Annotated in this window: 19 protein-coding genes; 10 read left to right on the forward strand and 9 right to left on the reverse strand. The window is 70.1% G+C overall.

Annotation, left to right across the window (positions count from 1 at the left end; all coding sequences use genetic code 11):
* Positions 1-99: 99 nt before the first annotated feature.
* The gene (locus tag ACFYWI_RS36020; RefSeq protein ID WP_389240008.1) at positions 100-531 is read right to left on the reverse strand and encodes a protein phosphatase; all 432 of its coding nucleotides are present in this window, start codon (positions 529-531) and stop codon (positions 100-102) included.
* A gap of 268 nt (positions 532-799) precedes the next feature.
* Between ACFYWI_RS36020 and ACFYWI_RS36025 the strand changes: the two genes are divergently transcribed.
* The 9 genes from ACFYWI_RS36025 (at position 800) to ACFYWI_RS36065 (ending at position 8,971) form a co-directional block, all read left to right on the forward strand.
* Positions 800-2,098 (forward strand): alpha/beta fold hydrolase, encoded by a 1,299-nt coding sequence (locus ACFYWI_RS36025; protein WP_389240009.1) that lies wholly within the window; start codon positions 800-802, stop codon positions 2,096-2,098.
* 29 nt (positions 2,099-2,127) lie between these two features.
* Positions 2,128-2,886, forward strand: coding sequence for a PIG-L deacetylase family protein (locus ACFYWI_RS36030; protein ID WP_389240010.1), 759 nt, complete (start codon positions 2,128-2,130; stop codon positions 2,884-2,886).
* A gap of 194 nt (positions 2,887-3,080) precedes the next feature.
* The gene (locus ACFYWI_RS36035) at positions 3,081-4,049 is read left to right on the forward strand and encodes an NADPH:quinone oxidoreductase family protein (protein WP_389240011.1); all 969 of its coding nucleotides are present in this window, start codon (positions 3,081-3,083) and stop codon (positions 4,047-4,049) included.
* Positions 4,046-5,227, forward strand: coding sequence for an acyl-CoA dehydrogenase family protein (locus tag ACFYWI_RS36040; protein WP_389240012.1), 1,182 nt, complete (start codon positions 4,046-4,048; stop codon positions 5,225-5,227). Before ACFYWI_RS36035 ends, ACFYWI_RS36040 begins: the two co-directional genes overlap by 4 nt.
* Positions 5,224-6,306, forward strand: coding sequence for an acyl-CoA dehydrogenase family protein (locus tag ACFYWI_RS36045; RefSeq protein WP_389240013.1), 1,083 nt, complete (start codon positions 5,224-5,226; stop codon positions 6,304-6,306). The genes ACFYWI_RS36040 and ACFYWI_RS36045 overlap by 4 nt, the downstream gene beginning before the upstream one ends.
* A 197-nt stretch (positions 6,307-6,503) precedes the next feature.
* Positions 6,504-7,376, forward strand: a complete 873-nt coding sequence (locus ACFYWI_RS36050; protein WP_389240027.1) for a phosphatidylinositol-specific phospholipase C/glycerophosphodiester phosphodiesterase family protein — start codon at positions 6,504-6,506, stop codon at positions 7,374-7,376.
* A gap of 106 nt (positions 7,377-7,482) precedes the next feature.
* The gene (locus ACFYWI_RS36055) at positions 7,483-7,677 is read left to right on the forward strand and encodes a hypothetical protein (RefSeq protein WP_389240014.1); all 195 of its coding nucleotides are present in this window, start codon (positions 7,483-7,485) and stop codon (positions 7,675-7,677) included.
* Positions 7,678-7,722: 45 nt separating this feature from the next.
* Entirely contained in the window at positions 7,723-8,169 is a 447-nt protein-coding gene (locus tag ACFYWI_RS36060; protein WP_389240015.1) for a nitroreductase family deazaflavin-dependent oxidoreductase, read from the forward strand.
* 160 nt (positions 8,170-8,329) lie between these two features.
* Positions 8,330-8,971, forward strand: coding sequence for a DinB family protein (locus ACFYWI_RS36065; RefSeq protein ID WP_389240016.1), 642 nt, complete (start codon positions 8,330-8,332; stop codon positions 8,969-8,971).
* A 276-nt stretch (positions 8,972-9,247) separates the two neighbouring features.
* On the opposite strand, the gene ACFYWI_RS36070 is transcribed toward ACFYWI_RS36065, so the two are convergent.
* From ACFYWI_RS36070 to ACFYWI_RS36105, 8 genes are all read right to left on the reverse strand, one after another.
* Complete coding sequence (locus ACFYWI_RS36070; RefSeq protein ID WP_389240017.1) at positions 9,248-9,931, reverse strand: formyltransferase family protein; 684 nt, start codon at positions 9,929-9,931, stop codon at positions 9,248-9,250.
* Positions 9,928-13,065 carry a non-ribosomal peptide synthetase gene (locus ACFYWI_RS36075; protein ID WP_389240018.1) on the reverse strand — a complete coding sequence of 1,046 codons (3,138 nt, stop codon included), beginning with the start codon at positions 13,063-13,065 and terminating at the stop codon, positions 9,928-9,930. Before ACFYWI_RS36075 ends, ACFYWI_RS36070 begins: the two co-directional genes overlap by 4 nt.
* Before the next feature lie 2 nt (positions 13,066-13,067).
* Positions 13,068-14,102, reverse strand: a complete 1,035-nt coding sequence (locus ACFYWI_RS36080; protein ID WP_389240019.1) for an NAD-dependent epimerase/dehydratase family protein — start codon at positions 14,100-14,102, stop codon at positions 13,068-13,070.
* Positions 14,099-16,063: a fatty acid CoA ligase family protein gene (locus tag ACFYWI_RS36085; RefSeq protein WP_389240020.1), complete on the reverse strand. Its 1,965-nt coding sequence runs from the start codon at positions 16,061-16,063 to the stop codon at positions 14,099-14,101. Before ACFYWI_RS36085 ends, ACFYWI_RS36080 begins: the two co-directional genes overlap by 4 nt.
* A complete protein-coding gene (locus tag ACFYWI_RS36090) occupies positions 16,063-17,010 on the reverse strand; it encodes a hypothetical protein (RefSeq protein WP_389240021.1) in 948 nt (315 codons plus the stop codon). The genes ACFYWI_RS36085 and ACFYWI_RS36090 overlap by 1 nt, the downstream gene beginning before the upstream one ends.
* A 2-nt stretch (positions 17,011-17,012) precedes the next feature.
* Positions 17,013-17,942 carry a 3-oxoacyl-ACP synthase III family protein gene (locus ACFYWI_RS36095; protein ID WP_389240022.1) on the reverse strand — a complete coding sequence of 310 codons (930 nt, stop codon included), beginning with the start codon at positions 17,940-17,942 and terminating at the stop codon, positions 17,013-17,015.
* Between the two features lie 651 nt (positions 17,943-18,593).
* Complete coding sequence (locus ACFYWI_RS36100; RefSeq protein WP_389240023.1) at positions 18,594-19,085, reverse strand: metallophosphoesterase family protein; 492 nt, start codon at positions 19,083-19,085, stop codon at positions 18,594-18,596.
* A gap of 112 nt (positions 19,086-19,197) precedes the next feature.
* Complete coding sequence (locus tag ACFYWI_RS36105; RefSeq protein ID WP_389240028.1) at positions 19,198-21,030, reverse strand: glycoside hydrolase family 15 protein; 1,833 nt, start codon at positions 21,028-21,030, stop codon at positions 19,198-19,200.
* 548 nt (positions 21,031-21,578) lie between these two features.
* Between ACFYWI_RS36105 and ACFYWI_RS36110 the strand changes: the two genes are divergently transcribed.
* A complete protein-coding gene (locus tag ACFYWI_RS36110; RefSeq protein WP_030939356.1) occupies positions 21,579-21,782 on the forward strand; it encodes a cold-shock protein in 204 nt (67 codons plus the stop codon).
* The last annotated feature ends 446 nt before the right edge of the window (positions 21,783-22,228 follow it).

Consider the following 22,228-nt stretch of genomic DNA (forward strand, 5'->3'; position numbering starts at 1 on the left):
GAAAACCGCCTTTGGTGCATCGGGGGAGGAGAGCAAGAAGATCAACGCGGTCGCCGATCACCGCACACGTGCGACTCCAGGGGTCGGGGGCGGCGGACGTCAGTCGGCGAAGTGGCGTACGTACCGCCGCTGCCAGGGGGTCTCCACGGCGTGACAGTCGTAGTGCCGGCGTACGAACTCCACCGCGCGCTCGGCGGGTACCCCGTCGAGCACGGCCAGACACGCGAGCGCGGTTCCGGTCCGTCCACGGCCGCCCCCGCAGGCGAACTCGACCCGCTCGGCCCCGGCCCGCTCCCATGCCTCGCCGAGCACCTCGCGGGCCTCGGCCCGGTCCGCGGGCAGCCGGAAGTCGGGCCACCGCAGCCACCGTGCTTCCCAGGGGACGTCCGGGGGCCGCCTGCCGAGCAGATGCACGGCGAAGCCGGGCGTCGCCCCCGCCGGAACGGGGCCACGCAGCGCCCGCCCCCTCACCAGCCGCCCGGACGGCAGCCGCAGCACTCCGGCGCGGCCGGGCTCCCATGTCTCGCCCACCCGCCCACGGTACGCGCCGGCCGGCCCGTGTGCCCGGGTGGCCGGCTCGGCGTGCCCGGGGCCTGCTGACCGGCGCCCGCGCGGGTGCCTCCCGGCGCCTGGGCCGCGGACGCGTTCAAGCCCGCCGGCGTCCGGTCCGCGACCGGATCCGGACGCCTACCGGTTTCCCGCGGGATGAGCCTGCGCGCCGGGCCCTGATGCGTCCCCGTCCCCCGACTGTGATCCACTGGGCGGGCGGGGGCGCACAGGAACAGCAGCAGGAGCATCATTGAGCAGCTACCGCCAGCCGGGAGTCGTCCTCACCGACCGTCGTTTCACCGTCCCGCTCGACCACCGGAACCCGGCCGGGGAACAGATCGAGCTGTACGGGCGCGAGGTCGTCGGCGCGAGCCGGGCGGGTGCGGACCTGCCGTGGCTGGTCTATCTCGAGGGCGGCCCGGGCCATGGCGCCCGGCGGTTCGTCGGCAGGCAGGCCTGGCTGGGGCGGGCGGTGCAGGAGTACCGCGTACTGCTGCTGGACCAGCGGGGCACCGGCCGCTCCACGCCGCTCAACCGCCAGACGCTGCCGCAGTGGGGCGCGTCGCAGGCCCAGGCCGACCGGCTCGCGCTCTTCCGCACCGACAGCATCGTGCGCGACTGCGAGGTGATCCGGCCGCAACTCACCGGCGGTGCCCCCTGGACCGTACTCGGCCAGAGCTTCGGCGGGTTCTGTGCCACCCACTATCTGGTGGCCGCCCCGGAAGGACTGCGCACCGTCCTGATCGCGGGCGGCCTGCCTTCCCTCGACGCCCACGCCGACGACGTCTACCGGGCCGCCTACCCCCGCATCCAGCGCAAGGTCGAGGCCCACTACGACCGCTATCCGCAGGACGTGGAGCGTGCACGGCGCATCGCCGTGCACCTCGCGGAGCACAAGACCGTTCTGCCCGGCGGCTATGTGCTCACCCCCGAGGCGTTCCAGTCCCTCGGGATTCTGCTCGGAGGTGAGGAGGGCACCCACCGGCTGCACTATCTGCTCGAGGACGCCTTTGTGCGCACCGGCTCGGGCCACCAGCTCTCCGACGCCTTCCAGGAGTCCGTACACGCGACCCTCTCCTTCGCCGGGCATCCGCTGTACGCATTGCTGCACGAGGCGATCTACGCCCAGGGCGGCAGGCCGACGGGGTGGGCGGCGGAGCGGGTGCGGGCCGAGTTCCCGCAGTTCGACGCGGCAGCGGCCCTGTCGGGCGACGGCCCGCTGCTGTTCACCGGTGAGACGATCCACCCCTGGCACTTCGAGGTCGACCCCGCCCTGCGCCCGCTGGGCGAGAGCGCTGAAATCCTGGCGGCCCGCACCGACTGGGCGCCGCTGTACGACCCCGCCCCGCTGGCCGCCAACCAGGTGCCTGTCGCGGCGGCCGTGTATCACGACGACATGTACGTCGACACCGCCCACTCGCTGCAGACGGCACGCGCGGTCCGCGGTCTGCGCACCTGGGTCACCGACGAGTACGAGCACGACGGGGTGCGCGCAGGCGGGCCGCGGGTGCTCGACCGGCTGCTTTCCCTTGCCCGGGGCGAGGTCTGACAGGTGATCAGGGAACGTATCCTGCGCGTATGACCGATCACGCGAGCGACCACCTGCCCGAACAGCTCGACGAGATGCCCGCCGACTGGCAGCGCGCGCTGGCCGTGGTCGCGCACCCGGACGACCTCGAGTACGGATGCGCCGCCGCCGTCGCGCACTGGACCGACGGCGGGCGGGAGGTCGTCTACGTCCTCGCCAGCCGGGGCGAGGCGGGCATCGACACCATCACCCCGACCGACTGTGCGCCGCTGCGCGAGCGCGAGCAATTGGCGAGCGCGGCGGTCGTCGGCGTCTCCACGGTGGAGTTCCTGGACCACGAGGACGGTGTGATCGAGTACGGGACCGGGCTGCGCCGGGACATCGCGGCCGCCATCCGCCGGCACCGCCCGGAGCTGGTGATCACGCTCAACCACCGGGACACCTGGGGCGGCACGGCCTGGAACACACCGGACCACCGTGCGGTGGGCCGGGCGACACTGGACGCCGCCGGCGACGCCGGAAACCGCTGGATCTTCCCCGAACTCATCTCCGATCAGGGCCTCGAGCCGTGGAACGGCGTGCGATGGGTGGCGGTCGCCGGATCGAGCAACCCCACCCACGCCGTCGACGCGAGCCCCGGCCTCGAACGCTCCGTACGCTCTCTGCTGGCACACCGCACCTATATCGAGGCACTGACGGACCAGGCGCCCGAGGAGTACTGCCGCCGGTTCCTGACGGGCATGGCCCAGGGCGCGGCTGCGCGCTTCGGCGGCCGGCCCGCCGTCACCTTCGAACTGTTCGGCCGCTGAGTCCGACACAAGGGTGCCGTGCATTCGGGCCCACGGGCGACGCGCCGGTGGCGTCGCCGAGTCCGGTCGGTCCGCAGGGGAGGGGACGCGCGTGCGGGCGATGGCCGGGCGCGGGTGAGGGGTCTTCCCGGATGGCAAGCGACCGCTTAGTATGCGCGGAGCGAGTACCGCCTACGGTTTGTGGAGGCCCTGAAATGCAGGCATGGCGAGTGCACCGGAACGGTGAGCCGAGCGAGGTGATGCGGCTCGAAGAGGTGGACCGGCCCACGCCGGGCGAGGGGCAGGCGCTGATCAAGGTCCTGGCCGCGAACATCAATTTCCCCGACGCGTTGCTGTGCCGCGGCCAGTACCAGGTCCGCCCGCCCCTGCCCTTCACCCCTGGCGTGGAGATCTGCGGCGAGACCGAGGACGGCCGCCGGGTGATCGCCAACCCCGCCCTGCCGCACGGCGGCCTCGCCGAGTACATCGTGGCGGACACCGCCGCCCTGCTGCCCGCACCCGAGGCCCTCGACGACGCCGAAGCGGCCGCAATGCACATCGGCTACCAGACCGGCTGGTTCGGACTGCACCGCCGCGCCGGCCTCAAGGAGGGCGAGACACTCCTCGTCCACGCCGCGGCCGGCGGCGTCGGCAGTGCGGCCGTCCAGCTCGGCAAGGCGGCCGGAGCCACGGTCATCGGTGTCGTCGGCGGCGCCGAGAAGGCTGCCGTGGCGCGCGAGCTCGGCTGCGACGTCGTCATCGACCGGCGCAGCGACGACATCGTCGCCGCCGTGAAGGAGGCGACCGGCGGACGCGGCGCAGACGTCATCTACGACCCGGTGGGCGGCGACGCCTACACCAAGTCCGCCAAATGCGTGGCCTTCGAGGGACGTATCGTCATCGTCGGCTTCGCCAGCGGCGACATCCCCGCCCCCGCGCTCAACCACGCGCTGGTCAAGAACTACTCGATCATGGGCCTGCACTGGGGTCTGTACGCCGTGAAGGACCCGGCCTCGATCCTGCGCTGCCACGAGACGCTCACCGCGTACGCGGCGAAGGGCCTGATCAAGCCCCACATCAGCGAGCGCGTCGCCTTCAAGGACGCGGCCGGCGCCGTTCAGCGCGTCGCCGACGGCACGACCACAGGGCGCCTCGTCGTTCTTCCCAAGGAGGTGACCCGATGACGGACGCCGCCGAACTGCGCAGCCGTACCCAGGAGTTGCTCGCAGCTCACCCGCCGGCCGAGACCGACCGGAGCGACTTCCTCAAGGCCCGCTTCGACGCAGGACTTGCCTGGGTGCACTACCCCGAGGGCCTCGGCGGTCTCGGCGCCGCGCGCTCCCTGCAGGCCGTCGTGGATGCCGAGCTCGCCGCCGCGGGCGCGCCCGACAACGATCCGAGCCGTCTCGGCATCGGCCTCGGTATGGCGGCGCCGACGATCCTCCAGTACGGCTCCGACGACCTGAAGCAGCGCTTCCTCAAGCCCCTGTGGGTCGGCGACGAGGTGTGGTGCCAGCTCTTCAGCGAGCCCGGTGCCGGCTCCGACCTCGCGGCGCTGGGCACCCGGGCAGTGCGCGACGGCGACGACTGGATCGTGAACGGGCAGAAGGTGTGGACCTCCAGCGCCCATGTGGCGCGCTGGGCGATCCTCATCGCACGCACCGACCCCGACCTGCCCAAGCACCAGGGCATCACCTACTTCATCTGCGATATGACCGACCCCGGTGTCGAGGTCCGGCCGCTGCGGCAGATCACCGGCGAGGCGGAGTTCAACGAGGTCTTCCTGACCGATGTGCGTATCCCCGACGCACACCGGCTCGGCGAGGTCGGCGAGGGCTGGAGGGTTGCCCAGACCACCCTGATGAACGAACGCGTCTCGATCGGCGGCATGCGCCTGCCGCGCGAGGGCGGCATGATCGGCCCGATCGCCGAGACCTGGCGTGAGCGCCCCGACCTGCGCACCCACGATCTCCACCAGCGGCTCCTGACGCTGTGGGTCGAGGCGGAGGTCGCCCGGCTCGCCGGAGAACGGCTGCGCCAGCAGCTCGTCGCGGGTCAGCCCGGCCCCGAGGGCAGCGGCATGAAGCTCGCCTTTGCCCGCCTCAACCAGGAGATCAGTGGCCTGGAGGTCGAACTCCTCGGCGAGGAAGGGCTGTTGTACGACGACTGGACCCTGCGCCGGCCCGATTTCGTCGACTTCACCGGACGTGAGGCCGGCTACCGCTATCTGCGCTCCAAGGGCAACTCCATCGAAGGCGGCACCAACGAAGTGCTGCTGAACATCGTCGCGGAGCGCGTTCTCGGCCTGCCCGCCGAGCCGCGCAGCGACAAGGACATCGCCTGGAAGGATCTCGCGCGATGACTGATCTGCTGTATTCCGAGGACGAGACCGATCTGCGGGCCGCCGTACGCTCGCTGCTCACCGCACGCGCCGACCCGGCCGTCCTGGTCGGGGGCCGGATCGAGAGCGGCACGCCGTACGACCCCGAACTGTGGACGTCCCTCGCCGCCGAGGTCGGCGCCGCGGGTCTCCTGGTGCCCGAGAAGCTGGGCGGCCAGGGCGCGAGCCACCGCGAGGCCGCCGTCGTGCTGGAGGAACTGGGCCGCAGCGTCGTCCCGGTGCCGTACCTCACCAGCTCCGTCATCGCGACCGAGACGCTGCTCGCACTCAACACCGAGACGGACGACGTCGCAGCACTGCTCGACGCGCTGGCTGCCGGCCGCCGTACCGCCGTGCTCGCCGTCCCGCTCTCCGCCTGCGCGGACGGCCCGCTGCCCGTCGACGCCGACCGGATCACCGGCGTCGCGGACGCGGTGACCGCCGATGTACTCCTGGTGCTGAAGTCCGACGGACTGTACGCGGTGGAGACCTCACGGATCACGGTGGAGCCGCAGACCGCGTTCGATCTGACCCGGCCGCTCGCCGCGATCTCACCGGGCGCCTTCACGGGCGCCGTCCGGCTCGCGGACGCGGAGGCGGGCGAGGCTGCCGTACGCCGCGGTCTGCTCGCCGGTGCCGGTCTGCTCGCCTCCGAGCAACTGGGTGTCGCCGAATGGTGCCTGGACGAGACGGTGCGGTACACCCGTGAACGCCATCAGTTCAACCGTCCCATCGGCTCCTTCCAGGCGCTGAAGCACCGGATGGCGCAGCTGTGGCTCGAGGTCGTCTCGGCCCGCGCGGCCGCCCGCGCCGCCGCGGACGCACTGGCCACCGGCAGTGCGGAGGCCGCGCTGCTGGTCTCCGTCGCACAGGCCTACTGCTCCCGGGTCGCGGTGCACGCGGCCGAGGAGTGCGTGCAGTTGCACGCCGGCATCGGTATGACCTGGGAACACCCCGCGCATCTCTACCTCAAGCGCGCCAAGTCCGCCGAGATCGCACTGGGTACGCCCGGCCGCCACAAGGAGACGCTTGCGGGTCTCGTCGACCTCCAGGCCCCGTAGCCGAGCGACTCACCACTCCGCAGGCCGCCGCACCGACAAAGTGCGGCGGCCTGCGTCGTGCTCGACCCCCACACGTGCCGTGCGCAGTTCGCCGGCACATGACAGATGGCCGAACTCTTCGCGCTGCCCTGCCCCTTGGGCCGCTCCCGTCGGATACTCGCCGATGTCCCTCCCGACCCGCAGAGCCCGGAGGCACCATCGTGCTGACCACCCGTCGCAGAGTCGTCACCACCCTCGCCGCCGCGCTGGCCGGAGCAGTCGCAGCGCCCGCCTACGCCGAGGCCGCCGAGCGCAGCGACCGCAGTGCCCGCCCGCAGCCCCTGCGCCGGGCCCACGCGCACAACGACTATCTGCACGAACGGCCCCTGCACAACGCCCTGGCACACGGTTTCACCAGCGTCGAGGCCGACATCTTCCTGGTGAACGGGGACCTGCTCGTCGCCCATGAACCGGCCGGCCTCGACCCCACCCGCACCCTGCGCTCCCTCTACCTCGACCCGCTGCTCGCCCGGGTTCGCGCCAACCACGGCCTCGTTCACCGCGGTTACCGGCGTCCCGTGCAGCTGCTGATCGACATCAAGACCGACGGGGTCGCCGCCTACCTCGAACTCGACCGTCAGCTGCGCTCCTACCGGAGGATGCTGAGCGGCTACGCGTACGGGCACGTCCGCCTCGGCGCAGTGACCGCGGTCGTCTCCGGCGACCGCACGGCCCGCGCTCCCATGGAGGCGCAGCCGGTCCGCTACGCGTTCTACGACGGCCGCCTCGACGACCTGACCGCCGCCGAACCCGCACCGGCTTCCTTCATTCCGCTGATCTCGAGCAACTGGACGCAGAGTTTCAGCTGGCTCGGCAGCGGCCCCTTCCCGGCCGCCGAGCGCGAGAAGCTGCGCACGCTCGTCGACACCGCCCACGCCGACGGCCGGCGCGTCCGTTTCTGGGCCACCCCCGACGCGCCCGGACCCGAACGTGACGCGCTGTGGCTCGAGCTGCTCGCCGCTGGAGTCGACCACCTCAACACCGACGACCTCGCCGGTCTCGAAACCTTCCTGCGCGTCCACGACCACTGAGAACAGTCACCCGTACGGCGGACACGCCAGTCGGCCGTACGGGCCCTCAACTACGCGACACTGGCCGCCGAATGCCGCATTCCCGACGCGGCAAAGGAGGTTGGCGATGGCCATTTCGATCTCATTGGTGCTGTTCCTGCTCGTACTCGCAGTGATCTTTCTGCGTAACGGCGGCCTGAAGATGTCGCATGCGGTGGTCTGCGCCCTGCTCGGCTTCTTCCTCGCCGGCACCAGCATGGCGCCGAGCATCCAGGAGGGCATCGCCGCCACCGCCGACGTGGTCGGCAGCCTCAGGCCGTGAACGAACCTAGAATGACCGTCTCCGACAACCGATGGGGAGCATGTCATGCCTCTCGAGGGTGAGTACGAGCCGAGCACCGAGAAGTGGGTGCGCGATCAGGTCGAGCTGTACGAGAGCTCGGGCGGCACCAAGGGGACGACGATGCGGGGCATGCCCGTCATCGTGCTGACCACCCGTGGCGCCAAGAGCGGCAAGATCCGCAAGACGCCGCTCATGCGGGTGGAGCACGACGGCCGCTACGCGGTGGTCGCGTCGCTCGGTGGCGCGCCGAAACATCCCGTCTGGTACCACAACGTGGTCGCCGACCCCCGGGTCGAACTGCAGGACGGCCCGGTGCGCCAGGACATGATCGCCCGGGAGGTCAGCGGAGACGAGAAGGCCCTGTGGTGGGAGCGCGCGGTCGCCGCGTACCCCGACTACGCCGCCTACCAGAACAAGACGGACCGCAAGATCCCGGTGTTCGTCGTGGAACCGGTGGACGACGCCTCGTAGGACCGCCCCGCGCACCTGAGTGAGCGTCAGCATCCTTGACCCAGCGGGGCGATGGCCGGTGGGCAGAAAATGAAGCGCGGTGTCGAAGCTGCTGTGACAGGGTGCGGACGGGCAGATCAAGAGCGCCTCCAGCCCGGCCGGCCACCACAGGAGTCCTCCGATGTCGACACCGCCACGCCTGATCCCGTTGCTGGAGCAGTTCGACTTCGCACGCAAGCGACTCGTCGACCGTATGGGCGGTCCGGTCATGGACAGCGGAAACGGCGTGGATGTCGAAGTCGGCCTCATGACGGACGAGGAGTACCTCTGGGAACCGGTGCCCGACTGCTGGTCGGTCCGCCGACGCTCGGCAGGGCCGGGACCACGCGCGACCGTCCTGGTCGGCGCGGGCGAATGGGGACGCGATGCCACGCCCGCCCCACACCCTTCGCCGCCGCCGTTCACCACCATCGCGTGGCGCTTGAGCCACCTCAGCGAACTGCTGACCCTTCGCGCGGACCATACGGCCGGCAGCGCCACGCTGACACGGGACGACTATCACGTCAGGGCGGCCGCCGCCGGGGCGATCACAGCCTTCGAGGAGGGCGCGGCGGCGTGGCGGAACGCGCTGCTGGGCGTCGACGACGCCGCGCTCGACACCGTCGGGCACTGCAGCTACCCCCACGGCAGTGACCCGGACGACCTCTTCATGGACATCGTCTGGTGGGTCAACCAGGAACTGCTGCACCACGGAGCGGAGATCGCCCTGATCCGCGACCTCTACCGCGCACAGGGTCACCGGCCCGGCGGACCCCTCCAGTAGTCCGCCCCTGACCGCGTCGCAACGGTCTGCCGCCGTCCCCGCCCGCGGCCGTCGGCCCGCGGCTGTGTGCGGGCGGTGCCGCAGCTGCCGCCGGACGATGCCGTTGATGGTGCGTACGCCCGGCCGCAGCCGGCGCAACAGGCTTCCGGCTGCCCGCCCGCGCCATACCGGCCACACCCGGGTCGTGGGGACGCTCTCCGAGTCCACCCGCCGGGACCGCCTTTCGACGTCCGGCTCGTTCCTCAGCCGTTCGATATGAGCCGGCAGAGCCCCAGTTCATCGCAGGGCTGTGGCGAGCTCCGGGAAGTACCCGGCCAGGAAACCCAGGTCGGTGGCGCGCGTGAAGTTCGGGTGGCTGCGGTGCTGGGGCAGGCGGTCCAATGCCTTGCGGCCGAAGTAGCCGCCGTCGTCGGCGCCGACGGGCCGGGTGGGCTCGCCGGCCCAGGCGGGATCGGCCGCCACGAGGGGCATACAGCGCTCGAAAAGCCGGTGGCAGGTTCGCAGTCCGCGGCGCAGCACCACGTGGTACGGCTCGTCCGGGCCGATCGGATAGGAGTCCGCGGCCAGAGTGGGGCCGGTGTCGATGCCCTCGTCCACCTGGTGGAGTGTCGCGGCGAACTCCCGCTCACCGTTCAGCATCGCGTACACCAGCGCCACTTCGGGCAGCCCCCGATAGGCGGGCAGGGGGCCGTGATGGATGTTGAGGATGCGCAGTCCGGAGGACAGCACCGGCGCGCGGAAGATCATTCGGTTGTTGAGCGACCAGACGACGCCGTCCGTGCCGGCGGCGACCAGTTCGGCGGCGATGGAATTGACGTTCGCGACCGCACGAAAGGGAACATCAGGCCGAGCGGCCCGTGCGGCGGATGGAGGGCCGCAGACCAGGTCCACGGGCAGGTTGCTGTCGAGTGTGTGCTGCACGGCGCGCCAGAGCAGCGCGCCCTCTCCGACGAAGATCACGACGTGCTCCGCAGCGCTTCGACGCTCTCGACGACCCGGCCGAGCGTCAGTTTCTCACTGAGGGACCCGAGCTGGACCAGGAACTGCTGCTCCACGTCTCGCCCCAGCAACTCTTCGCCGATTGCCGACAGCATCTCCAGGACGGCGAGTGAGTCGCCGCCCAGCGTGTGGAAGTCGGACGAGGAATCGAGGTCCGTCGCTTCGCAGTGCAGGATGCGGGCCCAGATCACGGCCGTCACCGCTGCGATCCCGGGTCCCGGACCGTCGTCGGCCCGGGGAGGCTTCGGTGCCGTATCGGGCGTTTCCCCGGCGTGGGACGTGTCCGGCTCGGCGACCGCGTCGAAAGGATTCGGCAGCGCATTGCGGTCCGTCTTGCCGCTGGATGTCTCCGGCAGCGAGGGGAGCGCACGCACCACCGAGGGCACCAGGTGGGAAGGCAACGACTGCTCCAGATCCGCCCGTACGGCCGCCTCGTCGAGGGCAGCCGCACCACCGGCCGGCACCACGAAGGCGCACAGCGCTTGCGCGCCGGTGTCGTTCCTGCGGCGGGCGACCACCGCGGCCTGCGCGATGTCCGGCAGAGCGGTGAGCGCTGCCTCGACCTCGCCCGGCTCGACCCGGTGACCGCGGATCTTCACCTGGGAGTCGATCCGGCCCGCGTACTCCAGCTGCCCGTCGGGCAGGCGGAGCACCAGGTCGCCCGTGCGGTAGGCGCGCCGACCGTCCGGGAGGTGCACGAACCGGTCGGCCGTCAGGTCGGGGCGGCGGAGGTAGCCGCGAGCCAGTTGGACGCCGGTCACATGGAGTTCGCCCAACTCGCCGTCCGGGACCTCGTTGCCCTGCTCGTCCAGTACGGCCACGGAGGTGCGGTGCACCGGTACGCCGATCGGTGTGGACGCGCGCCCGGTGCTGTCGCCGACGACGGCGACAGTGCAGGCCACCGTCGCTTCGGTGGGGCCGTAGATGTTGACGAACAGACAGTCGGGTCCGAAGGACGCGCGTGCCCGGCTGCCGGCGGCGGTCGTGAGGTTCTCGCCGCCGACCTGGAGGGCTCGGATGCCCGCGGGGCGGATGCCGAGGCGTGCGGCCAGGTCGAGGTGGGTCGGTGTCAACCCGAGGGTGTTGGCCTGCCGTCCGGAGAACATCTCGCGCAGCTTGACGTGGTCGAGTTCGCCGGGCACCGGTACGACGGCACCGCCGTGCAGCAGGGGCGGGAAGATCTGCATGACCGAGAGGTCGAAGCCGGGGGAGAAGGAGTACGCGGCCCGGGTCTCCTCGTCACAGCGCATGAAGGGGGATATCCAGCCGACGACGTTGACCAGGCTGCGGTGCTCGATCTGGACGCCCTTGGGCTTGCCGGTGGAACCCGAGGTGTAGATGACGTACGCCAGATCGTCCGGGCCGGGAGCGGCAGCCGTGAGGATCGCTCCTTGTCGCTCGTCGACGGTCGCGTCGGCACGTGCGACGTCCTCGAGGAGAATCGTCGTGCAGTCGCTTCCCCCAGCCTTGGCACACGCGCTCGCCTCCGCGAGACAGAAGCGGGCCTGCGCGTCGTGCAGCAACTCCTCGACCCGGCGCGCGGGATTGCGTACGTCGATGGGAAGGAAGGCCGCGCCGGCTTTGAGAACGCCCCACACTCCGGCCAGACCGAGCGCCGACCGGTCCGCCAGGACACCGACGACCTCGCCGCGCCCGACTCCCCGGGTGAGCAGTTCGGCCGCGACGGCGTCGGAGCGGCGATCCAGATCCGTGTACGACCATTGCAGGTCGTCGCCGAGCACAGCGGGTGCGTCCGGACGGCGGGCGGCCTGTTCCCGGAAGAGCCGCACCACTGTGGTGTCCAGCGAAGGAAACCCGCCGGGGCCGGGTGCGAGCAGGAGTTCGGCAGCGCCGGGTTCCTGCTGCCGTGCCATGGGCCGTGGGTACGGGGCGGGTGCGGCGGTGCCCAGCGCGGACTCGATGCGGTCCAGCAGCACCTCGCAGCGCTCGCCGACGTCCGCCGCCCCCCGGGCGGAGATCACCAGCTCGGTGTGCTCGGGCAGTTCCAGCAGCGCGATGCTGACCGGAATCAGGGGCGCATGCACCGGAAGGGCGTACACGGTGCTCGCGATGAACTCCCCGGTGCTGAAATCCGCGGGTGCCAGCCGGCCGGCGTTGGACACGATGGCCGATGCCAGATACCGGTGCCGTGCCGAGGCTGCGGCACGCGAGGCGCCGACCAACGCCGCGGCCGCGGGCAGCGGCAGGCGGGCCAGTGCCGCTTCCGCCCCGGCCGCCAGTTCCTGCCGGGACGCCAGCGCTGTGAGCAACCGCCCCTGGACCGCGTCCGTGCTCTGGCCGGCCGGGATGTCGAGGAAAACCGGCAGGGCCAGATTGGCCGTCGACGACACGCCGGGAGCATGACGCCGCAGATCCACCGGGACCATGATCCGGGCCGCCGGGCCTGTGACGGTTCCGGCGACCGCGGCCGCCACCTTCGCGGCCAGGGCCGAGTGCCGGCCCGCAACCGTACGCCGCCGCCACACCGAGCCGTTCCCCGCGCGGCCGCCCAGCGGTGAGCGCTGGTCGAGCCCGAGGCGAGGCCGCCACCCGGTCCGGCCCACCCTGTCCAGCAACGCGTAGTCGGCCAGCAAGTCCGCGGCGCCGTGCAGCGGTTCACCGCGCAGAGCGCGGAACACCTCGGCCGCCCACATTGCCGCACCCTTGAGGTCCATCACGGCGTGGGAGGCGCGGAAGATCACGGTGCTCGGCTCTCCCGCGAGCAGCAGCACTTCGCATCCGGGGCTGCCCTCCGACTCGGCCAGCGGGCCGGTGAGTTCCGGAAGTCCCGTGAGTGCTGTGCGGTCGAAGCCCCTGCCCTCGGCCACCACGACCCGGGCCGGACGTCCACTGTCCACCCACATCCTGCCGCGCCGTACCAGCCGCGATCCCGGGCAGGTCGCCGAGGCCTCGGCCACGGCCCGGCTCAGGGCGAGGGCGTCGATCGGCCCGGTGCCCTCGACCACCAGCTGGAGCACCAGCAGCTCACCCAGGCGGGTGGCGGCCAGATAGGACCACTCGGTCGCGGAGACAGGCCGGCGGAAGCCGGCCCGGACGCCGGTACCGCTGCCCGTGACGGCATGCTGCGCGCTCATGACTACTGCACCTTTCTGATGAACTCGCCGACGCCGCCGATGCTGTCGATCCAGGACTCCAGCTGGGCCATCCCGGCTTCGTGGTCCACGAGCGGCGGAGTCAGATCCCGCCGCGCCGCCGATGTGTCGTACGTCGCCGAACGGGTCAGCAGGGCCAGCGTGTAACGGGAGAGCGGTGGCGAGGAGCGCTTGGCGAGCGGCGGCAGTTTCCAGACCATGTCCGCCGTGAAGGCGAGCGCGCGCAGCAGACCTTGGGGAACCTGTCGGGTCGGCCGCCTGCCGCCGAAACGGTCGGCGAGGAGCGCGAGCATGCTCCAGATCTCCACCGGCTTCTCGTCGGCGACGAAGTACGCCCGGCCGCCCACACCGTCGACGCGCGCCGCCCGCACACAGGCATCGGCGGCGTTCTCGCAGTAGCACAGTGAGGCGTACACCGGTCTGCCGCCGGAGAGATCGGGCAGACTTCCTGTCATCATCTTCGCGATCAGGCGTGGCATGAAGCCGGAGTGGTCACGCGGGCCCCACACGGCGCGGGGGCGCAGCGCGACAGTGGTGAAGTCCGGGCGATCCGCAGCCAGGACCAGACGCTCCGCGGCGGCCTTGGTCTCGGAGTAGAGGTTGAGGTGGCGCGCGGGGAAGGGCTCGCTCTCGTCGATGTCCAGCTGATCGCCGCCGCGTATGCCCATCAGTGCGCTCGGGCTGCTGATGAACACGAAGCGTCGTACCCCGGCCTGCTGAGCCGCCGACATGAGGCGCTCGGTGCCCGCGACGTTCTCGTCCCGGAACTGTGCCCGGGTGCCCCGGTCCGTGACCCGGGCCGCGCTGTGGTGCACGGCATCGATGCCGTCCGTGGCCCGGCGCAGGGATGTGGCGTCACGCAGATCCCCGTACGCGAACTCGACGCCGGGGACGGTGTGCAGATAGCTCGGATCACTCTCTTCGCGGACAAGGACCCGCACCTCGTCGCCGGCGCGTACGCAGGCATCGACGATGTGGCTGCCCAGGAATCCGGACGCGCCCGTCACCAGCACCTTCACGCGGCAACCTCCTCTGCCGTGCGGCCGCGCCGGCGCCACCACGTCGCTCCGAACAGCATCGTGAGCGCGGCCGTCGCCCCTGGCCTGCGGCCGGTCGCGAGTTCCTGCTCCGCGCGCAGCGCGGACGGTATCTGGGCCGCATGGACGACGACGCTCAGGAAGGCGTCGACCCACCACAGGGCGGTCAGCGCCACATGGTCCCAGGGGAGCAGGGGCCAGGCCGCCAGGTAGGCCCACCCGAGCAACGGGACGACGCGCAGTGCCCGGTCGGTGGCGCTCGGGCGACGGCTTCCGGTGAGCTGGTCCTCGGCCCAGCCGGCCAGCAACTCCCTGCGGATCTTGGAGTTGTGGCGGACGTCGACGGGGAACGCGGGGTGCGGCAGGAAGTCCGAGATCGCCTTGGTCGCCGCGTTGTTCGCGCCCAACGCCCGCAACTCGCCCTCGATCCGGGGCCACTGCTCCCGCTCGGTGCCCGGTGCGAGCTCCACGCACAGCACGGGCCGCTGCTCGCCGTGCGGGCCGAAGCCCACCAGTGCCGTGCGCTTCACCTGCGGATGGGTATGGAAGACGCCTTCGCAGCGCACCGTGTGCAGGTCGCCGCTCGCGGTGCGGACACGGTGGCTCTTGCGTCCGCAGAACCAGATGCGTCCCTCACCGTCGATCCATCCGACGTCACCGGTGCGGTGCCAACGGCGCCCGCCGTCCCGGATCTTGTGCTCGGCGTCGGCCTCGGGGGACTGGAAGTAGCGCGGGCTGACCGCCCGTCCACTGACCACGATCTCGCCCAGTTCATCGCCTGCCAACGCCAGTTCGGGCGTCCAGTGGGGGACCGGCCCGTCGTTCACCTCGATGGTGCGGACCGATGTGCCGGGTGCGGGCCGGCCCACACAGACCCCCAGGCCCTCCGCCGGTCCTTCGGCCGGTCCTGCCAGGACCTCCCTGCTCTCGACAAGTGCCATCGGGAGCGCCTCGGTGGAGCCGTAGGTGCTGAACACCCGTGCCTCGTCCGGCAGTACGGCGCGAAGCGCGCTCATCAGCCCAGGTGTCACGGGAGCGCCACCGGAGACGATCAGGCGCAGTGAGGGCACTCGGGCGTCCGTCCCCGCCAGATGGGCCGAGAACGGGCCCAGCACTGCTGGGGAGGCGAACATGGCGTTCACGCCGAAGCGTTGGATCGCGTCGGTGAGCAGCGCGGGATCGGCGGCGCCGACCCGGCCCATGTTCATCTTCGGCACCACCACCGTGCGGCCCGCCGCGAGGTCGAACACACCCATCAGCGGCAGCGTGACCAGGGTGGTGGTCATGTCGGCGGTGAAGTGGCCGGCCTCGATGCCGTACGCCATTCCCTGCAGCATGCCGACGGTGATCTCGACCGGCTTGGCCGGGCCGGTACTGCCGGTGGTGTAGCCGATCAGCGCCAGGTCGTCCGGCCCGGAGTCCGGCGGAGGCAGCTGCGGCATGCGTGCACCGAGGGCGATCAGCTTCTCGAGGCCGTTACCGCTCCCGCGGCCCACCTTGATCAGGCTCCGCACTCCGGCGAAGGCACGTGGGCGCAGACGCCGCAGGACGTGTGCGGACGCTACGCCGATGAAGGCCTGGACCCCAACCCGGCGGATGCAGTCCAGCATGCGGCCCAGCCCCATGCCGGGGTCGACCACCACCGGAACCGCGCCGATGTGCATCAACGCGAAGACCAGGGTGAGCAGGTCGGCGCCGGGAGTCACCAGCAGGGCTGTACGGGTACCGCGGCCGATGCCGTGGGCCCTGAGACCTGCGGCGCACGAGGTGACCTGGGCGGCGAGCCCGGCGTAGTCGATCGAGGTGTAGGTGCCTCGGCCGGCCGACGCGGGCCGGTCGTCGGGATGGATGACGGCTGCCTTGTCGGGCGTACGGCCGGCGTGCCGCGCGAGCAGTTCGGCCAAGGACGCGTCCGGGCGCACTCCGGTCCTGGTGCCGGGCATCAGTGCGCGACTTTCTCGGTGTCGCCGGTCAGGCGGTAGAGGGAGGCGGCCGAGCTCAGGCCCGCGCCGACGGCGAGGAAGAGGATCCGGTCATGGCCCGCGAACCTGCCTGAGTCCTGCGCCTGCCGGAAGCCGTAGGTGAGTGCCGAGGTGTGCGGGTCGCCTGTGAGGCCTTCGACGGTGACGGCGGCATCGGAGGCCAGTCCCAGGCGCTTGGAGAGGCGGGACGCGAAGTCGGGCGACGGCTGAGAGGTGATCAGCAGCGTGCGGTCCAGGGCCGTCGGAGCCTGCGCGGCGTCCCCGCCGCACTCGGCTGCCAGGGCACCGCGTACCGAGTGGACGGCCAGATCGAGCATCCGCTCCAGCACCCCGCCGTCGCGGTGGACGACAACGGTGTTCCGGCCCTCGCCGGCGGCCTCGTGGAGTGGCAGGTACCCGTTGACACCGAGCGCGCCCGGCAGCGAGCGGTGGTGCACCCGGCCGAAGCCCCGGGCGTCGTCGCTGCGTTCCAGCAGCAGTGCCGCGCCCGTGCTCGCGTACGGGAACTCGGTAGTGCCCGCCTTGGCCGGGTCCATCGAGGGGTGTGTGTCGGCCGAGACCACCAGCACCCGACGGGCGCTGCCGGCTGCCAGCAGCGCACTGCCGGCCTGGACTGCGTTGAGCACGCCGCACGCACCGTTCATCAGGTCGAACGAGAACGCGGCCCGACTGTCGGTGGCATGCAGGTAGTCCAGGTTGATGCCGATGCGCTTCTGGATGAGAGCCGCGACGGACGGCTCGGAGATGTTGGAATCGCGATAGACACCGACGTTGATCAGAACGTCGACGTCCGCGGGCGTGAGCCCGGCGTGTTGGAGGCACGCGCTGCCGGCCGAGGCCGCGTACCCGATCGCGCTGCCGCTGTCGTCGGCCGGGACGAGTGCGGTGGAGGTGATGACGGTGGCCATGGTCATACCTCCAGGGAGGAGACGGTCGCGGAGAGGAATCCGGTCACCACGCCCGAGGCGGCGGGCACCAGGAGGATCTTGGACCCCTTGGGTATACGGCGTTCCGCGAGTGCCTGATGCAGCACCAGGTAGTGGGACGTGGTCGCGGTGTTGGCGAACCTCTCGACGACCGAGAGCGACTGGGGCATCGGCGTGCCGAAGATGTTCTCGCCCACGCGGTTCATGAAGTCGATGAACCGGCTGCCGACCTGGTGCTGGACGATGAAGTCGTATCCCTCGTCGGCGAATTGACGACCGCCGTCGGCCAGCTTGTCGCGGTGGAACGTCGGCCACAGCGACAGGCGGTCCTCGGCGTGCATCTCGTGGTTGTTCGTGTACATGGCCATATCGCCGGTGTCGTCGCTGGGCATGCCCAGACACAGATGTGAGTACTCCGAGCAGGTCATCAGCTCGACGTCGTGAATGACGTCCGCGTCGTCGGTGGCCCGGTCGACGACCACGGCGACGGCCGAGTCGCCGACGGAGAGGGACGCGAACTGGGGATCCCGGCTGTCCTCCATCTCGCGCGCGGCGGTGAGAGCGATCGGGGTGATGTGCTCCCCGCTGAGCACCAGGCCGCTGCGTACCTCGCCGGCACGGATCATCCGGTCCAGCAGATAGACGCCGGTCATCATGCCCGCGCAGGCGTTGGAGACGTCGAAGTGGATGGCACTGCTCGCGCCGAGCTCCTGAGCGACCCGGTGGGCGAGCGACGGCTCGAACTGTTGGCGTCGGCCGTCCGTCGTGCGGCTGATGGAGCAGGAGATCACGATGTCGATCTCCTCGGGAGCGTAGCGCGAGCGGTCCAGGCAGTCGCGGGCTGCCGAGACTGCCATGGTGAGGCAGTCCTCGGGAACGTCAGCGGTGTCGTCCGCGACACGGCGCTCGGCCATTCCGGTAATTTTGAAGAGGTCGAATTCCGGCGCTTTCTCCATGCGAGTGAGGAGTTCCGGAGTACTCATGACCGCCGGGGGGAGATACACCCCGATGGACTCCAAGCGACTGTTGTACACAAACCTCTCCTGATGGTTTCTTCTTCACGCGGCGCACCGAGGCGATGGAAGGTGAACAGGTGTCAGGAAACCTCTATCTGTGTCGCGTTGGTTTCCGGTGAAGGCCTCAATACATTCTGGTTTCACCGCCGGTCCGGCCTGGTCCCGCTTCATGGAGTCCCGGACATCGGATGCGCTGCTCGATGACGTTAGCGCACCGCTCGCGGAGGCCTCACGCTGCCGGCCTGTGATGATCACCACTCGTCGCTCATGAAGGGTTGCCGTGTGTGATGGCCGAAAAACAGCGATCGAAATGGCGACTGAATGCCGGCGTGCATGCATCGGCGGTGCCTCAATAGCAGAACTTCCCTGAGGGGTTGCGCCCGGTCGTGGTCGATTCATGGTGGAACTGGGATGTCCCACTCCGCCGTGCCCCGAGGGCACGGGCGCGAGGAAACGGCTCTCGAGACTGTCGATTGTGCACAGTCGGCCCGGCGCTTCTGGCTGAATTTCGATGAGGGCGATTGCCCAGCACGCCGCGTTCTTTCCGGGTCACAGGCAATGCAGGCGAACTTCAGCCAGCCGCCCGTCGACCACTTCTGCAGTCATGTACGTGCAGTGGGGCTGCCGCCGACGGTCGGTCGGAGAGCCCGGGTTGAGCAGCCGCAGACCACTGGGAGCCGTCGTGTCCCACGGGATGTGGCTATGCCCGAACACCAGGACATCCAGATCGGGGAAGCGTTCGGCGCATCTGCGCTCACGGCCCTGGGCGGAGCCGGTCTCATGGACGGCTCCGAAGCGGATGCCGTCCAGTTCGACCCGGGCCACTTCGGGCAGCCGGGAACGCAGTTCGGGTCCGTCGTTGTTGCCGTACACCGCGACGAGCCTGGACGCCCGTGCCTCCAGGAGCTCGAGCGTCGGCACGTCGACCCAGTCTCCGGCATGGAACACCACATCCGCGTGCTCGATGCCGTCCAGCAGTGGTGCGGGCAGCTCACGCGCGCGCTTGGGCATGTGCGTGTCCGACGTCAGCAACAGGTGCATGTTCTCCACCCTGCGGGATTCGGCGCGCCCCCGCAGCCGCGGCCCGACTGCCGGCAGCACCTGACGGCCGACTGCCCCGCAACGAAGCGGACCGCTCCCGCCCGTGCGCTGTTCAGCCCAGCGCCCGGTCGAGGTTGAAGGCCGCGCTGATCAGCGCCAGATGCGTGAACGCCTGCGGGAAATTGCCCTTCTGCTCGCCGGTGTGGCCGATCTCCTCCGCGTACAGGCCGAGATGGTTGGCGTAGGTGAGCATCTTCTCGAAGGCGAGCTGGGCGTCCTCCGTGCGCCCGGCGCGGCTGAGTGCCTCGACGTACCAGAAGGAGCAGATCGAGAACGTGCCCTCCTCGCCCCGCAGTCCGTCCGGGCTGGCCTGCGGGTCGTAGCGGTAGACCAGGGAGTCGGAAACCAGCTCCTCGCCCAGCGCGTCCAGGGTGGAGAGCCATTTCGGGTCGGTCGGAGAGATGAACTTGGCCAGCGGCATCATCAGGAGGGAGGCGTCGAGGACCTCGTCGTCGAGATGCTGGACGAACGCGTTCCGTTCGGCCGACCAGCCACGCCGCATGATCTGGCGGTAGATGGAGTCCCGAGCCCGGCCCCAGCGTGTCATGTCGGCGGGCAGCCCCCGGCGCTGCGCCATGCGCATCGCCCGTTCGATCGCCACCCAGCACATCAGGCGCGAGTAGAGGAAGTTCTTGCGCCCGCCGCGCGTCTCCCAGATGCCTTCGTCGGGCTGGTCCCAGTTCTCGCAGACCCAGTCGACCAGATCGCAGACGGTGTCCCAGTGGGCGCTGGAGATCGGCTCTCCCCACTTGTCGTAGAGGTAGATCGAGTCGATGAGCGCGCCGTAGATGTCCAGTTGCAGCTGGCCGACAGCGTCGTTGCCGACGCGCACGGGGGCGGAGCCCCGATAGCCCTCGAGATGGGCCATCTTCCGCTCGGGCAGGTCGCGGCGGCCGTCGATGCCGTACATGATCTGCAGCGGACCCGTGCTGCGCTCCTTGCCGGGGGACGAGAGATAGGCATGCTCGATCAGGAAGCGCATGAAGGCCTGGGCTTCGTCGGTGAAACCCAGCCGGAGCAGCGCGTAGACGCAGAAGGCGGCGTCGCGGATCCAGACGTAGCGGTAGTCCCAGTTCCGTTCGCCGCCGATCTGCTCGGGCAGGCTCGTCGTCGGTGCGGCCACGATGGCGCCGGTCGGCGCATAGGTGAGCAGCTTGAGGGTCAGGGCGGAGCGGTGCACCATCTCGCGCCAGCGGCCGCGGTAGCGCGACGTGGAAAGCCACCGCCTCCAGTACCGCACGGTGGCCTCGAACAGCTCGGCCGCCTCGGCGACGGCGCAGGCCCGAGGGGCCACCTCGCCCCCGACCTGGTCGAGCGCGAAGACAGCGCTCTCGCCTTCGTGCAGCTTGAACAGCGACCATACGTCCCGGCCGTCGTTCTCGACCGGCACGCTGGACGTCAGTGCCAGGCTGAGCGAAGCCGACTCGAAGACCGGGCAGTCGTGCTCGGTACGGACGGTGTGCGGCTCGGCCCCGTAGTCGAAGCGGGGTGACACGTAGGCACGGAAGGGCAGTGATCCTCGGACGCAGACCACCCTGCGGATCAGCCGGTGCCGGTCGGCCTCGCGCGAGGTGTCGACGATCGGCATGAAGTCCTGGATCTCGCCCACCCCGTCGTCCGCGAAGAAGCGGGTGATGAGCACATTGGTGTCGGGGAAGTAGAACTGCTTCGTGTCGGTCGGCACGTCCGGAGCGAGCTCGAAGCTGCCTCCCTTCTCGGCGTCGAGAATCGAGGCGAAGACGCTGGGAGCGTCGAAGCGGGCGCAGCAGTACCAGTCGATGGTGCCGTTCGTGCCCACGAGAGCGGCGCTGCGCAGATCCCCGATCAGCCCGTGCTCGGAGACGGGAAGATACCGGGGTGTGCCGGCGCTCCCGGGGCCGCGCACCCTACCGGGGATCTCTTCGGTCCTGTGAGCCTCAGCAGTCACGGGTCCTCCCTCTGCTGCGGCGGTGGTATGCACCTGTACATCCGCATTTCATACTAAGACGTACCGGGTGGCGTCACCCGGTACATGGTGTGCCACCTGGACGTGCGGACCCGCCGCGTGAGAAGACGAACGGTCGCCGGACATCCGATTCTCCGGAGGATCAGGACCGAGGAGCCGCGCCCACGGAAAGGTTCGGCAGCGTAAAATTTGTTCTCGGTGCTTGCCAATACCTGTGCCCGCAAATACAGAAATGGATGCGTCGTGCCGTAAGGGTTTCTGGCCCGAACCGGCAGGGGGACTAATTCTGTGCGGGTGGCCGGTCGTGCCATGCTACTGTGGATCTCAGTTGCAGTTGTGGTTCCCAAAACTCCAAGTGCTTTCGCTGGTTCTTTATGCCTGTGGGAGCGCTTCAGTATTTCCGGTGTCTTCCGGGCGGGGCGATCATCGCGGCGACTCGAGGTTCGCACAGTGCGGACCTCTGGGCACTGCCCCGAAGGAGATATGACATGGCTACTGGCACCGTGAAGTGGTTCAACGCGGAAAAGGGTTTCGGCTTCATCGAGCAGGACGGTGGCGGCCCTGACGTGTTCGCCCACTACTCGAACATCGCCGCCCAGGGTTTCCGTGAGCTTCAGGAAGGTCAGAAGGTGAGCTTCGACATCGCGCAGGGCCAGAAGGGCCCGACCGCGGAGAACATCGTTCCCGCCTGACGCTGACGCGCATTTCGTAGCCGAGGCCCGCACCTTGGGGTGCGGGCCTCGGCTCGTGCTTTTTCCGGGGCGCAGCCCCTCCGTCGTGCCGCGACCTTTTCGCCGGCGGAGCGATCCGCGGGGCGCCCGTCCCATCGTAGGGATGGATGTGCTGCCCCCAGGTTTCCGCATCCAGGCTCGCCGGAATTCTCTTCCCGGCGTACTGCTTTCTCGGCCCGGATCGGGCCATACATTTCGGCCACTCGGACACCGGGTATTCTCATCGGCCGAATTCACTTTCGTATCTTATTCGGCTCGGTCCTGCGATTCTCTGCGCTGCTCAATGCTGCGAGGATTCCTCGATGCGTGCCGTATCGAGGAAAGGTTCTGCATGAACCGCACGACTCGCACGAACGACCGTTATTCCAACCCGCGGAAGGGTGGCTCTGCCGGTTCCGACCGGGGTG

It is taken from the genome of Streptomyces sp. NPDC002889 (assembly GCF_042888425.1).
GTDB lineage: Bacteria > Actinomycetota > Actinomycetes > Streptomycetales > Streptomycetaceae > Streptomyces.